14 protein-coding genes are annotated in these 13,340 nt (G+C 67.3%); 10 read left to right on the plus strand and 4 right to left on the minus strand.

Annotation, left to right across the window (positions count from 1 at the left end; translation table 11 throughout):
* The first annotated feature begins 22 nt into the window (after positions 1-22).
* From AC1Q5B_RS04835 to AC1Q5B_RS04870, 8 genes are all read left to right on the plus strand, one after another.
* On the plus strand, positions 23-655 hold the full coding sequence (locus tag AC1Q5B_RS04835; protein ID WP_492630587.1) for a tetratricopeptide repeat protein: 633 nt from the start codon (positions 23-25) through the stop codon (positions 653-655).
* A gap of 49 nt (positions 656-704) precedes the next feature.
* A complete protein-coding gene (ggt, locus tag AC1Q5B_RS04840; protein WP_492630588.1) occupies positions 705-2,438 on the plus strand; it encodes a gamma-glutamyltransferase in 1,734 nt (577 codons plus the stop codon).
* Between the two features lie 95 nt (positions 2,439-2,533).
* Positions 2,534-3,196: a CPBP family intramembrane glutamic endopeptidase gene (locus tag AC1Q5B_RS04845; RefSeq protein WP_492630589.1), complete on the plus strand. Its 663-nt coding sequence runs from the start codon at positions 2,534-2,536 to the stop codon at positions 3,194-3,196.
* A 53-nt stretch (positions 3,197-3,249) separates the two neighbouring features.
* Positions 3,250-3,639, plus strand: coding sequence for a hypothetical protein (locus AC1Q5B_RS04850; RefSeq protein ID WP_492630590.1), 390 nt, complete (start codon positions 3,250-3,252; stop codon positions 3,637-3,639).
* Positions 3,640-3,763: 124 nt separating this feature from the next.
* Entirely contained in the window at positions 3,764-4,006 is a 243-nt protein-coding gene (locus AC1Q5B_RS04855; RefSeq protein ID WP_492630591.1) for a DUF1653 domain-containing protein, read from the plus strand.
* A 4-nt stretch (positions 4,007-4,010) separates the two neighbouring features.
* Entirely contained in the window at positions 4,011-4,256 is a 246-nt protein-coding gene (locus tag AC1Q5B_RS04860) for a hypothetical protein (protein ID WP_492630592.1), read from the plus strand.
* A gap of 108 nt (positions 4,257-4,364) precedes the next feature.
* Complete coding sequence (locus AC1Q5B_RS04865) at positions 4,365-4,730, plus strand: cupin domain-containing protein (RefSeq protein WP_492630593.1); 366 nt, start codon at positions 4,365-4,367, stop codon at positions 4,728-4,730.
* Positions 4,731-4,769: 39 nt separating this feature from the next.
* Positions 4,770-5,315: a DUF1697 domain-containing protein gene (locus AC1Q5B_RS04870; protein ID WP_492630594.1), complete on the plus strand. Its 546-nt coding sequence runs from the start codon at positions 4,770-4,772 to the stop codon at positions 5,313-5,315.
* Positions 5,316-5,408: 93 nt separating this feature from the next.
* Here the strand turns inward: AC1Q5B_RS04870 and AC1Q5B_RS04875 are convergent, their stop codons facing one another.
* The 4 genes from AC1Q5B_RS04875 to zwf form a co-directional block, all read right to left on the minus strand.
* Complete coding sequence (locus tag AC1Q5B_RS04875; RefSeq protein WP_492630595.1) at positions 5,409-7,133, minus strand: ExeM/NucH family extracellular endonuclease; 1,725 nt, start codon at positions 7,131-7,133, stop codon at positions 5,409-5,411.
* Positions 7,134-7,450: 317 nt separating this feature from the next.
* Complete coding sequence (locus AC1Q5B_RS04880; protein ID WP_492630596.1) at positions 7,451-7,969, minus strand: c-type cytochrome; 519 nt, start codon at positions 7,967-7,969, stop codon at positions 7,451-7,453.
* Positions 7,970-8,134: 165 nt separating this feature from the next.
* On the minus strand, positions 8,135-8,854 hold the full coding sequence (gene pgl / locus AC1Q5B_RS04885; RefSeq protein ID WP_492630597.1) for a 6-phosphogluconolactonase: 720 nt from the start codon (positions 8,852-8,854) through the stop codon (positions 8,135-8,137).
* Positions 8,855-8,943: 89 nt separating this feature from the next.
* A complete protein-coding gene (gene zwf / locus AC1Q5B_RS04890; protein WP_492630598.1) occupies positions 8,944-10,422 on the minus strand; it encodes a glucose-6-phosphate dehydrogenase in 1,479 nt (492 codons plus the stop codon).
* A gap of 123 nt (positions 10,423-10,545) precedes the next feature.
* Here zwf and AC1Q5B_RS04895 point away from each other — a divergent pair, with 123 nt between their 5' ends.
* Positions 10,546-11,295 carry a GntR family transcriptional regulator gene (locus tag AC1Q5B_RS04895; protein WP_492630599.1) on the plus strand — a complete coding sequence of 250 codons (750 nt, stop codon included), beginning with the start codon at positions 10,546-10,548 and terminating at the stop codon, positions 11,293-11,295.
* A gap of 516 nt (positions 11,296-11,811) precedes the next feature.
* A partial coding sequence (locus AC1Q5B_RS04900; RefSeq protein WP_492630600.1) for a DUF7507 domain-containing protein occupies positions 11,812-13,340 on the plus strand: 1,529 nt, incomplete at its 3' end.

A 13,340-nucleotide genomic window follows, 5' to 3' on the forward strand; every position in this document is an offset into this window, starting at 1 on the left:
GTTGTAGTCCGGGGGAAACGTAGTGAAAGCAGGCAAGTGCACACTGCTGGCCATCGTGCTGGCATCGGCCGTCTTTTCCGCGCAGGCACAGACGGTGCCGAAACCGAAAGAGTTCTATTTCGACGAAGACCGTGCGGCCGCGCCGGTCGTCGCCATCACCGGCGTGGAAGGCGATGCGCTGGTCGACCAACTGATGAAGGCGCGGGAGCGCGGGCGCAAAACCGTCGAAGCCGCTGCACAGCTGGCGCATGTCGCCTATTCAGGAGGGCGCGCGGATCTGGGAGCCCAGCTCTATCAGCAGGCTTTGTCCGGTGCACAGAACGGCAGCAGTACGTGGCGGTCGATCAGTTGGAATTACGGCTGGGATCTCTATCGTCAAGGTGACCACCAGGCTGCCCTGCAGCGGTGGACGCCATTGGTTGGTGCGGTGGGCGGTGCGACGTGGGTACCACCGACTTTCGCTCTGGCACTTTGGAAGCTGGGCCGCAAGGACGAGGCCGTGCAGTGGTACGGCGCCGCCGTGCGCACCGAGCCGCTGCTGTGGACCGATGCGCGCAACTACGCGACGCTGCTGCCCGGCTGGCGGCAGGAAGACCGCGACACGCTGGCCGAAGTGCTCGGCGCCTGGCAGGCCAATCCGCCGGTCTGGCCGTAACGCGTAAGATCGGCGGATGAAGGCGCGCGTCGTGCGCCATCCTCCGCCTATGATGCGTACCCTTGCTTCGCTGTGCCTGGCGACGGCGCTGACTGCCGCCACCGGTATCCCCGTTTCCGCCGCCGACCGCATCACCGGTCGTGCCTTCGCCACCCGTTCGGATGTCATCGCGCCGCACGCGATGGCGGCCACCTCGCATCCGCTGGCCACGCAGATCGCGCTCGACGTGATGAAGCAGGGCGGGACCGCGATGGACGCGGCCATCGCCGCCAACGCGGCGCTCGGTCTGATGGAACCCACCGGCAACGGCATCGGCGGCGACCTGTTCGCCATCGTCTGGGATCCGAAGACCAAGAAGCTGCATGGTTACAACGGCTCGGGTCGTTCGCCGAAGTCGCTGACGCTCGACCATTTCAAGCAGCAGGGCATCACCGACATTCCCGCGCACGGGCCGTTGCCGGTCAGCGTGCCCGGCGCGGTCGATGGCTGGTTCGCCCTGCACGAACGCTTCGGCAAGCTGCCGATGCGCGACGTGCTGGCGCCGACCATCCGCTATGCGCGCGACGGCCATCCGGTCCACCAGACGATCGCGTACTACTGGGAACGCTCGGTGCCGCGGCTGTCGAAGTTCCCGGGCTTCAGGGAGCAGTTCACGGTCGACGGTCGCGCGCCGCGCACCGGCGAGCTATGGAAGAATCCTTACCTGGCCGACACCTTGCAGAAGATCGCCGACGGCGGCCGCGATGCGTTCTACAAGGGTGACATCGCGCGCACCATCGATGCGTACTTCAAGGCGAACGGCGGCTTCCTCTCGTACGAGGACATGGCGGCGCACCACGGCGAGTGGGTCACGCCGGTCAGCACCAACTACCGGGGCTACGACGTGTGGGAACTGCCGCCGAACGGGCAGGGCATCGCCGCGCTGCAGATGCTCAACGTGCTGGAGGGCTACGACTTCAGCAGGATCCCTTTCGGCAGCCCCGAGCACGTGCACCTGCTGGTGGAAGCGAAGAAGCTGGCCTTCGCCGACCGCGCACGCTGGTACGCCGATCCCGCGTTCCAGCCGTTGCCTGTCGCCCGCATGATCTCCAAGCTGTACGCGCGCGAGCGCGCCAAGCTGATCTCGCCCGACAAGGTGCTGCGTGAAGTGCAGCCCGGCACCCCGAAGGAACTGGAAGAGGGCGACACTATCTACATGACCGTCGCCGACAAGGACGGGATGATGGTCTCGCTGATCCAGTCCAACTACCGCGGCATGGGCAGCGGCATGACGCCGACCGGCCTGGGCTTCATCCTGCAGGACCGCGGCGAGATGTTCGTGCTGAAGGATTGCGAAGGCGCCACGCCGCACCCCAACTGCTACGCGCCGGGCAAGCGCCCGTTCCAGACCATCATCCCGGCCTTCATCACGAAAGATGGCAAGCCGTGGGTCAGCTTCGGCGTGATGGGCGGCGCGATGCAGCCGCAGGGCCACGTGCAGATCGTGATGAACCTGGTCGACTTCGGCATGACCCTGCAGGAAGCCGGCGACGCACCGCGCGTGCAGCACGACGGATCCACCGAACCGGTCGGCAGCGCCACCGTCATGAGCGACGGCGGCGTGGTGCAGCTGGAATCCGGCTTCCCCTACGAAACCGTGCGCGCGCTGATGGACAAGGGCCACCATGTCGAATGGGCGCTGGGCCCGTACGGCGGCTACCAGGCGATCAAGCGCGATCCGGAGTCGGGCGTGTATTACGGCGCCAGCGAAAGCCGCAAGGATGGGCAGGCGGCGGGGTATTGACGGAGGCATCGCTTGCAAGGACCGTAGTCGATAGATGGGTCGACGGTCCCCCGACGCCGAACACATTCGATTTACCAAGGAAGGAACCCGCGAGCATGGCGCAAACGCGAACGGCGGCATCCGCTCTGTCGTTGATGGATGCCTTCATCGTCTCCACGATCTGCTTCGGCCTGTTCATTGTGGCGTCGCTTGAAGCGGTGAGGGACGGCTATCCCAAGGCCGTGTTCTCCGATGCCAGCAACGCTTACGGCATCCTGATCGAGGTGACTCTGGCTGCCTGCGCGCTGTTGTACCTGCGTTCCCGTCGTTTCGATCTCCGTCCGCTGTATCCACGCCCGCAATGGATCGGGGCGTTGCAGGGCGCAGGCATCTACATCGTGGCGGAAGCGCTGGCCTGGGTGGTCACGCTGCCCCTCGTCGGCGACGACGGCTCGGCACCGCTGACAGCGTTCTCGTTCCAGGGCGTCTCCCTCGCCTCCACCGTTGCCTTCGCGATGGTCAACGGTACGTTCGAAGAGGTATTCCTGCTCGGCGTGCTGGTGCGTGGCCTCAAGGGGCATGGCGTTCTGTTCGCGGCGGGGTTCTCGCTGCTCGTGCGCCTGTTGTGCCACACCTACCAGGGTCCGCTGGGGTCGGTGTCGATACTCGCGTTCGGGCTGGTGCTGACCGTGTTCTATATCCGCACCGGCCGGCTCTGGCCGGTGGTGTTCGCGCATATCCTCGCGGACATCGTGCCGGTGATCATGAGCGAGGGTTGAGCTCGTACGATATGCCGGGTGAAGCGACTCCCGGCCAGGTTGCGGGTCCACCCATGAGTTCGATCGAACCCTCCTTCGTTGGAACCTCCATGCAGCGCGATCCGGAACTCCATCAGCTCGTTACGCTCATCGCGCGGCAACATGGGCTGCGGGTCGTGTGCGACACGCACTACGACGCGTTCAACTGGGAAATCCAGTGGTGGGCGGATGGCGTGCTGAGCGCGGTGGACATCCAGCCGTACCCGGAAGGGTGGATCGATGTATCCAGGTTGCGCACGCACTTCCCGATGCTGCCGCGACTGCTCGCATGGGCGCTACGGGACGTTCCGATGTTTCGCCGCTGGGATCGAGTGACCCGAGAGCCCCTGGCGAGGCTTGCGTGGCCTTCGGAGGCGGCGCGCTTGCGCGAGCTCATCGTCCTTGAACTCCCTCGCAACGGATAGCACGTAGGATGAGCGGAGCGGTGTCCAACGGTTAAGCCGGTCTACCCGTCATTGCGACCAACGATCAGCTACGGCGATGGGTATCGCCTACGGCTCCCCCCATCCTACGAATCCGCAGACAGACATGGCCACACTCCCCGCACTTCCCGAACTCGCCCCTGGCCTCTACCGCCACTACAAGGGCAACGACTACGAAGTGGTCGCGGTGGCGCGGCACAGCGAGACGCTGGAGCCGGTGGTGGTATATCGCGCGCTGTATGGCGAAGGCGGGTTGTGGGTGCGGCCGTACGCGATGTTCTGCGAGGAGGTGGTGGAGGAAGGGCGTACCGTGCGACGCTTCGCGCCGGTCGAGTCCGCGCAGGAGTGAGCTCATGGGAAAGTTGTCGAAGCTTCGGGCCTGGATAAATCGCGACGATGGCCGGTTCTACCGGGTGGGCAATAGCTCCCTAGGCGCACTGAGCATCGTCGGCGGACTGGCCATCACTGCATCATTGATCCTGTCGCAGCTACACCGGCACGTCGGGTTGCCGGTGGCCTGGCCGATTGCAACAGGTATCGTCGGCGTCGTGCTGTGGTTCCTTGGCGCCCAAGCCGACGATCACCGAGAGGACAGCTGACCGCTCCTCCCGGCAGACTCTGTTCGCATAGCGGTATGCCACACGACGTGCATCTTCCATTCAAGCCGATCCCCCGCATGGGTCGGCAACGCCAAACGCCAGGTGCTTATGCCAGCCACCGCCATCAACTTCCGCGACAAGCTCGCCCGATTCTCCGAGCATTGGTCGCCCCGCGTCATCGCCGAAATGAACGACTACCAGTTCAAGCTGGCCAAGGTGCAGGGCGAGTTCGTCTGGCACCGCCACGAGGACACCGATGAGGTCTTCATCGTCCTGGAGGGTGCGATGGTGCTCGAGTTCCGGGACAAGGCGATCCCGTTGGCGGCGGGCGAGATGTACGTGGTGCCGAAAGGTGTCGAGCACCGGCCGGTGGCGACGGTCGAATGCTGCATCATGCTGGTCGAGCCCCGTGGCGTGGTGAATACGGGCGACGCCGGGGGCGCGTACACCGCGCAGAATGACGTGTGGATCTAGCGGTACGCATCTTCCTTCCCTCATAACCCGGCTCCCCGCATGTCCGTCCATGTAGCCCTGCTCCGCGGCATCAACGTCGGCAAGGCCAAGCGCATCGCAATGGCGGACCTGCGCGCGTTGCTGGAAGGCCTCGGCTATACCCGTGTCGCCACGCTGCTCAACAGCGGCAATGTCGTCTTCAAGGCCGGCAAAGGAACAGCGAAGAAACTGGCCTCCGACATCTCGGACGCCATCGCATCACAGCTGGGCATCGAGGTGCCGGTCATCGTGGTATCGGCCAACGACTTCGCCCGGATCGCGAAAGACAATCCGTTCGCCGCATCGGCCACCGATCCTTCGCGTCTGTTGATCGCCTTCGTGCCGGAGGCCAGCGCGTTGTCGGCGATCTCCGCCATTGCACCGCTGGTGACACCACCGGAACGCTTCCACGTCGGCCCCCATGCCGCCTACCTGCACTGCGCCAGCGGCATCCTGGAGAGCAAGGCGGCGGAGGCACTGCTGGGCAAGGCGGGCAAAGCGGCCACAACGCGCAACGGGGGCACGGTGCAGAAGCTGCTGGCGCTGCTGGAGAAGGTCGACGGTTAGTGTGGGAGCGACGCAAGTCGCGACGAACCACCGCGAAGATGCCGTCGCGACTTGCGTCGCTCCCACACGTGAGTTGGCGGACTTCCGTCTTGCCTACAGATCAAACCCCAGCAACAGCGGGTCGTGGTCGGAGCTGCGGAAAGGCACGCTGGCGTCGCCGTCGGCGTAGCCCTGCGCGTCCTGTTCGTCGGCGTTGATATGCCACTCCGCCGCGCCGCGCAGCTGCTTCGCCAGGGAGGGACTGAGCAGGGCGTGGTCGAGGCGGCCGGTCAGGCCGTTGTAGACGTAGCTGTAGGGCTGCTCGACGCCGGCCTGCTTGAACGCGTCGATCCAGCCGGCGTCATCGCGCAGCCAGCGCACCGGGTCTTCCATCGCGTATGCATTGAAGTCGCCCAGTATCACCATGCGGTCGCTGCGGCTGCGCGTGGGATCGGTCTTCAGCCACGCATCCAGGCGCCGGGACGAATCCAGTCGCAGCGCGTTCCAGCAGCCCGCGCCGTCCTTCTGGTCGGCATCCAGGCCGGTGGCTTCCGAGCAGCCTTTCGACTTCAGGTGGTTGGCGACCACGACGAAAGGCTCGCCGTTGGCGTGCACGAAGGCCTGCGCCAACGGGCTGCGGCTGCGTTCGCCGAACGGGCCTTCCTGCAGCGTGGCGGGCTTGCCGGTGGGCTTCACCTTGTCGCTGCGGTAGATGATGCCGACGCGGATGGTGTCCGGGCCCGGGCCCTGCTTCGCATCGACGAAGCGCCACGTGCCGCCGTTCGCATTCAGGGCGGCGACCAGCTGCGCCAGGCTGGAATCGGCGCCGTAGCCGTCGTTCTCCAGTTCCATCAGTGCGGCGATGTCGGGATCGAGGCCGCGGATGGTGGCGACCAGCTTGGCGACCTGCGCGGTGTACTGCGCGGGCGTCTTCGCGCCGCGCTCGGTGGGGAAGCCGCCGCCCCTGCCGTCTCCGTTGAACAGGTTCTCCAGGTTGAACGCGGCCACGCGCACGTTGCCGGCAACCTGCGGTGCGGCCGGGCGCTGCGGCGGCGCGATTGTCGGTGCGGCGGTGAGTTGCAGGCGCCAGCTGCTGAGGCGCTGTTCGACGATGCCTTCCACGCCGGTCAACACGGTGCCGGTGCGCAGCGGCAGGCCTTCCTTGACGTACCAGACGGTGGCGGGATCGCGCTGCGTGCTGCCGTCGTCCAGCAGCAGGGTGCGGCGCGCGTTGTCGGCGGCGAGACGCTTGGCTTCCGCGCTGCCGGGCGTGGCGAGTTCGCTGGATTGCCACAGGCGGCCGCCGAAGCTGGCGATCAGTTCGCCGAAGCGGTCGAGCGTGTGGGTGCCGCTGAGGGTGAGCGGGGCATCGATGCGGACCAGCATGCCTTCGTAGTGCGTCCAGTCGTCGGGCTGCGCGGTCAGTACGGTCGCCCCGATGCTGCCCTTGCCGCGCGGCTGGATCACCGGGGCGTGCAGCGCGGTCAGCGTGCCGTCGCCACCGGCCTTGCGCTCACCGACGATGCCGCGCACACGGACGCGGTCGCCCGCCGTGACGGCCGGGGGCGTCGCGCCTTCGTCCAGCGCAACGAACAGGGCATCGGAGGTCCTCGGGTTGCCGTCGCCGGTGTCCTGCACGAAGAAGCCGCCCAGCCCCTCGATGAAGGCTCCGGTGACCACCCCTTCGACAGTGACGGTCTGGCCGTCCAGTGCGCTGCGCGTGCCTTCGCCCTGTACCTGGCCGATGGGGATGACGCGTTCCTTCGGCGTGGCCGCGCAGGCGGGCAATGCGAGGGTGGCGAGCAGGGCGACGGTAAGCAGCGAGCGGGGAGACGTCATCGGGAGGCGACCGGGAAAGCGAGGCGGCAAGGGTAAACGGATTGGGCGACAGGCAGGTTCTCGGAGCGAGGCGGGATGCAGCGATTCCCTCTCCCCGTGTCCACGGATGAGGGGCGACGGCGCCGCGTAAAGAGTGTCGTCGCGACAGGTCGAGTGTGGAGAGATGCTGTTGGACCGTGGCACAGGGGCTTGGTTCGCCCCTCATCCGCCCTGCGGGCACCTTCTCCCCGCTTGCGGGGAGAAGGGAATGTCCCGGAGCTTTTCCGCGCAAACAAAAACGCCGCCCGGAGGCGGCGTTTCGTGGAACGCGGTGCGCCTTACTTGCTGTTGGCCAGCATCCAGTCGACGGTGGCGTGGATCTGCTCTTCCGAGATGGCCGGGTTGCCGCCCTTGGGGGGCATGATGCCGCCGTCCGGGCCGGTGAAGCCTTCGATGGCGTGCTTGTACAGCGTCTCCACGCCCTTGCTGGCGCGCGCGCCCATGCCGGCGGCCGTCAGCATCGGTGCCTTGCCCACGCCGTTGGTATGGCAGGCGCCGCACAGGTTCTTGTAGATCTCGCCACCGTCCAGCGTGCCGCCGTAGGCGACCTGGGATGCGGCGGCGGCAGCCGCCGCTGCCGCTGCGGCAGCTTGCGCGGCGGCGCCGGTTTCGCCCGCGTAGACGGCGCCGGCCGGGGCGATGCGCGCCTCGGTGATCTGCACGACCTTGGGATTCACTTCCGGCGGCAGGCTGTCGTGCAGGAAGTACGCGCCGACGATCAGGCCGGCGGTGACCAGCATCAGGAAGCCGATCACCATCGAGAAATGCTTGAGGAATTCGAGGTCGTAGTTACGCACTTTCCACCTTTGGCAGCACGGCCGAGGAGCCGCGCATGGCTACGAAAACGGGGGCCGACGGACAGCGCGCTGCGCGATCCGGGCGGGACCGGGCGCCGGAACGCCGCGGGCAAGGGCGCATTATAAGCAGTGAGGCCGTCTTTGCCTCAACACCGCGCGCAGCGCTTACTGCGCCAGGTAGACCTGCAGTGGCGCGCGCAAGGCCTGCAGTACGCTGCGGATGGGGTAACCCGCGCCGTTGCCCTGGCCCGACAGCGCCTGCTGGAGGACCTGCCGCTTTTCGCCGCCTTCGATGTGCAGGTACAGGCGGCCGGCATCGCGCAGCACGGGCAGGGTCAGGGTGATGCGCGGCTCGCCGGCGCCGGGCGCGCGCATCGGCAGCACGGTGGCCGTCGTGGCGGGGTCCATCGCCTCGGCCAGGCGGTCGCCGCCCGGGAAGAACGAGGCGGTGTGTCCATCGCCGCCCATGCCCAGCACTACGACGTCCAGTGTCGCCGGCAGGTCGGCCGCGACCTCGGCCAGGGCCTCGTCCGGCGTGGCGGCGGGGCGGTAGAGCGGAACGAAGCGGGCGTCGATGGCGGCGTTCTGCAGCAGGTGCTCCTTCACCAGGCGGGCGTTGGAGCGTTCGTGGTCGTCGGGCACCCAGCGTTCGTCGACCAGGGTGACGGTGACGTTCGCCCAGTCCAGCGATTGCTGCGACAGCGCCTGCAGGAAGCGGCGCGGGGTCGTGCCGCCCGACAGCGCCACGCTGGCCCGGCCGCGCAGGGCCAGCGCCGAGCGCAGGTCATCGGCCACGGCCTGCGCCAGCGCGGAGGCGACGGCGTCGCCGTCGCCGTCGGGGAACGGGTGCAGCTGGATCTGCAGGGAGAGATCGGTGGGGGGCATGGCGGTCTCGGGAGGGGTGGCTTCCCGGGGGAAGGCAGGCCGGCGGGGAACGCCGGAAGAGGCCCCGCGGGTGTGCGGGGCCGGGCACGTCAGACGGTGTCTTCGTGCCAGGTGCGGCCGTCGCGTTCGACCAGGGCCACGGCGGCGCTCGGGCCCCACGAGCCGGCGGTATACGGCTTGGGCGCGTCGCGCTGGGTCTCCCACGCGGCCAGGATCGGGTCGATCCAGGCCCATGCGGCCTCGACCTCGTCGCGGCGCATGAACAAGGTCTGGTTGCCGCGGACCACATCCATCAGCAGGCGCTCGTAGGCTTCCGGCTGGTGCACGCCGAAAGCCTCGGCGAAGCTCATGTCCAGCGGCACGTGCTGCAGGCGCAGGCCGCCCGGGCCCGGGTCCTTGATCATCAGCCACAGCTTGACGCCTTCGTCCGGCTGCAGGCGCAGCACCAGCTTGTTGCCCATCACCGGGCCGGCGCTGTCGTCGAAGATGGAGTGCGGGATCTGCTTGAAGGCGATGACGATCTCGGACACGCGCTCGGACAGGCGCTTGCCGGTGCGGAGGTAGAACGGCACCCCGGCCCAGCGCCAGTTGTCGACTTCGGCCTTCAGCGCCACGAAGGTCTCGGTGCGCGAATCGGGCTTGCCCAGTTCTTCCAGATAGCCCGGCACGGCGGCGCCGCTGCTGGCGCCGGCGCGGTACTGCCCGCGCACGGAGAGGTGGGCAACGTCTTCGCCACGCATGGGCTTGAGCGAACGCAGCACCTTGAGCTTCTCGTCGCGCACGGCGTCGGCCTGCAACGCGGCCGGCGGCTCCATCGCCACCATGCACAGCAGCTGCAGCAGGTGGTTCTGCACCATGTCGCGCAGGGCGCCGGACGTGTCGTAGTAGCCGGCGCGCTTCTCCAGGCCGACGGTCTCGGCGACGGTGATCTGCACGTGGTCGATGCGGCTGGCGTTCCACAGCGGCTCGAACAGGATGTTGGCGAAGCGCAGGGCCAGCAGGTTCTGGACGGTCTCTTTGCCCAGGTAATGGTCGATGCGGAAGATCTGGTTCTCCGCGAAGGCGCTGCCGACGGCGTCGTTGATGACCGCGGCGCTGGCCGAGTCATGGCCGATCGGCTTCTCGATCACCACGCGGGCGTTGCCGGTGTTCAGCCCGTGCGCGCGCAGGCGGTCGCAGATGGCGACGAACAGGGTGGGGCTGGTGGACAGGTAGAACACGCGGATGCGGTCGCCGGTGGTCTGCAGGCGGCTGGCGAACTCGTCCCAGCCCTCGTCCTTGGTGGCGTCCAGCGCCAGATAGCCCAGCTTCTGCAGGAAGGCGGGCAGCTTGGCCTTCAGGGTGTCGTCGCTGGCCGCGATGCGGGCCAGCGCTTCACCGACCTTGGCCTGGTATTCGGCATCGCCCTGCTTGTCGCGGGCCACGCCGATGATGCGGCTGTCTTCCGGGATCTGGCCATCGGCATAGCGCCGCAGCAGGCCCGGCAGCAGCTTGCGCAGCGCCAGGTCGCCGGTGCCGCCGAAGATGACGAGATCGAAGGTGTCGACAGGCAGGGTCTTCGCGGTCACGGGTGTCTCGGTGCGACGGAGTGAGGTGGCAACCATACCACCGCGCTACCAGGTGATGCCAACAGGTGCGCTGATTTCAGCGGGTTGTTGCCACATTGGTACCTCACTGGTATCTTGATTCGCATGCAAACGAACCTGCTCGAGGAATACCAGCGGCTGCAGACCGGTGAGTCCACCCGGGCCGTGGCCTACCTGCGCCTGCGCCGCGCGCTGCAGAACCTGATGGATGCCGGTGTGCTGCGGCCTGGACAGGCGCTGCCGAGCGAACGCGATCTGGCCCAGTTGCTGGACCTGTCGCGGGTCACCATCCGCAAGGCGCTGGCCGGCCTGATCGAAAGTGGTCTGCTGGTGCAGCGGCAAGGCGCAGGCACTTTTGTGGCCGAACGCATCCTGCGCCAGTTCTCCCGCCTGACCAGCTTCACCGACGACCTGCGCGAGCGCGGGCTGAATCCGCAGGTGAAGTTCCTGGAGCGTTCGGTCGGTGAAGTGACGCCGGAGGAATCGATGGCGCTCAACCTGTCGCCGGGCAGCGGCGTGGTGCGCATGTACCGCCTACGGCACGTGGACGGGTCGCCGATCGCCATTGAGCGCACGTTGGTGCCGTACAGCCTGCTACCGGATCCGGACAGCGTCTCTACGTCCTTGTATGAGGCGCTGGACGCCTACGGTCATCGTCCGCGCCGGGCGCTGCAACGGCTGCGCGCCGTGGCCCTGGACGAAGAGGCCGCCCGGCACCTGGAACTGCCGGTCGGCGCGCCCGGCCTGCTGGTCGAGCGGCGTGCGTTCCTCGAGGACGGCCGGGTGGTCGAATCCACCCGGTCTTACTACCGCGGCGATGCCTACGACTTCGTCGCCGAGCTGCAGAGCGACTGATCTCCTGCCGGCCGGGCCGGCACCCTTCCCTGCGATTTCCCCCAGCCATGGCCCCTGCCCGTCCGGATTCGGACCGGCGGGGTAGCCGTCGTGGCTTGGGGATCCCTTGCCGCTGATCCCTCGGAACGGGCCTTCGGTCGGCCCCGGCAATTTCCTGACGCCGTCCCGCTTCAGTTCTGTGATGAAGTTCACGCACTTACCTATTGACGTCAATCGGTTGACGTTAAAATAAAGTGAATGTGTAATAGACATCTCACTTCTTTGTGAGAGATGTCCGCTTCAGGAAGCGAAGTGCGATGTGTGACGTATGCCCGTTCAGGCCGGCCAATCGGGCCGCCCGAGGGTAATGCGACTTTCAAGACAGCCTTGGGGGAGGCAGTCCCGGCTGGCCGTTCTCCCGATCCAGCGCAAGGGACCACCGTGTACGTCTCCACTCACTTCCGTCGTTTGGCCCATAAGAGCCGCTCCTTCCTTGTCTTTGGAGCATGGGCTCTCAGCGGCGCGTTCGCGGTGCCGGTGCTGGCGCAGACCCAGGTGGTCAACACCGCCAGCGTGACGGTCCCCGCCGGCGTGGTGGATACGGACACGTCCAACAACCAGGCAAGCGTCACGGTGAATGTGGTGGCGCCTAACCTGGCGATCGCCAAGAGCGGTCCGGCGACCGCATTCGTGGGCACTGCCTACGACTATGTGGTGACGGTGACCAACAACGGCACCGCGCCGACGACGGCGATCACGACGGTCGTCGATGCGGTGCCGGCCGGGCTAACGATCAATTCGGCAGCCGGTTGCTCGATCAGCGGCCAGAACGTGACCTGTCAGGTGCCGGCGGGCTTGTCGAACGTGGCGCCGGGCAACACCAGGAGTTTCACGATCAATGTGACGCCGACCGCCTTGGCGGCGTCCAGCGTGTCGAACACTGCGCTGGCGACCGGCGGTGGTGACCCGGACTGCGTGGGTACCGGCTGCACGACGCCGCCGGTAGTCACGACGATCAGGCCGACGATCGATGCGGTGGACGACAGCTACAGCGTCACGGCGACGGGTGGCACGACCGCCAGCGTCATCGCCAACGACACCACCAACACGGTGGCGGCGGTCATCGGTACCAATGTCACGCTGACGCCCGGCGCTGCACCGACGCCTTCGGTCGGCAGCATCGCGATGAATGCCGACGGCACCATCACCGTGGCCGCGAACACCACGGCCGGCAGCTACAGCTATCCGTACCAGATCTGCACCAGCCCCGCGACGACGCCCGCGACCTGCGACAGTGCCGTCGCGACCGTTCTCATAGCGGCAGCGCCCGCGCTGACGATCGACAAGTCGGCTGGCGCGCCGACGGGCAGCGCGGCGGGCAGCACGATCGCCTACAGCTTCCTGGTGACCAACACGGGCAACGTGACGATCACGGGCATCGTCGTGAACGACGCGCAGCTTGACGCGGCGGCCGTGTGTCCGGTGACGACGCTGGCCCCGGGTGGGGACACGACCTGCACGGGCACGCACACGATCACGCAGGTGGAAGTGAATGCCGGCGTGGTGAACAACAGTGCGACCGCGACGGGCACGCCGCCGACGGGTCCGTCGGTGACCTCGCCGCCTGACACGACGAGCACGCCGATCACGCAGACGCCGGGCCAGAGCCTGGTGAAGGCGCTGACCGGAGACAGCACCGGTGGTGCGGTCGCGGTGGGCGATGAGCTGACCTACACGATCACGCTGAGCAACACGGGCAACACGACGCTGACCGGCGTGGTGGTGAACGATGCGCTGATCACCCCGTCCAGCATCACCTGCGCCAGCGTGGCGCCGGGTGCGACCTGCCAGCTGGTGGGTACGTACACGGTGACCCAGGCCGACGCCGATGCGGGCAACATCCGCAACACGGCGGTGGTGAGCAGTCCGGCCTGCCCGGCGGGCAGCACGAATGCGGGCTGCACGACCACGATCGACACCCCGGTGCCGCAGACGCCGGGCCAGAGCCTGGTGAAGGCGCTGACCGGAGACAGCACCGGTGGTGCGGTCGCGGTGGGCGATGAGCT

It is taken from the genome of Pseudoxanthomonas sp. GW835-FHT14C01, from assembly GCF_058793715.1.

Coding starts and splice junctions, on each gene's coding strand:
- ggt (WP_492630588.1), top strand. CDS start 705: ATGATGCGTACCCTTGCTTCGCTGTGCCTGGCGACGGCGCTGACTGCC.
- AC1Q5B_RS04845 (WP_492630589.1), top strand. CDS start 2,534: ATGGCGCAAACGCGAACGGCGGCATCCGCTCTGTCGTTGATGGATGCC.
- AC1Q5B_RS04850 (WP_492630590.1), top strand. CDS start 3,250: ATGAGTTCGATCGAACCCTCCTTCGTTGGAACCTCCATGCAGCGCGAT.
- AC1Q5B_RS04855 (WP_492630591.1), top strand. CDS start 3,764: ATGGCCACACTCCCCGCACTTCCCGAACTCGCCCCTGGCCTCTACCGC.
- AC1Q5B_RS04860 (WP_492630592.1), top strand. CDS start 4,011: ATGGGAAAGTTGTCGAAGCTTCGGGCCTGGATAAATCGCGACGATGGC.
- AC1Q5B_RS04865 (WP_492630593.1), top strand. CDS start 4,365: ATGCCAGCCACCGCCATCAACTTCCGCGACAAGCTCGCCCGATTCTCC.
- AC1Q5B_RS04870 (WP_492630594.1), top strand. CDS start 4,770: ATGTCCGTCCATGTAGCCCTGCTCCGCGGCATCAACGTCGGCAAGGCC.
- AC1Q5B_RS04875 (WP_492630595.1), bottom strand. CDS start 7,133: ATGACGTCTCCCCGCTCGCTGCTTACCGTCGCCCTGCTCGCCACCCTC.
- pgl (WP_492630597.1), bottom strand. CDS start 8,854: ATGCCCCCCACCGATCTCTCCCTGCAGATCCAGCTGCACCCGTTCCCC.
- AC1Q5B_RS04895 (WP_492630599.1), top strand. CDS start 10,546: ATGCAAACGAACCTGCTCGAGGAATACCAGCGGCTGCAGACCGGTGAG.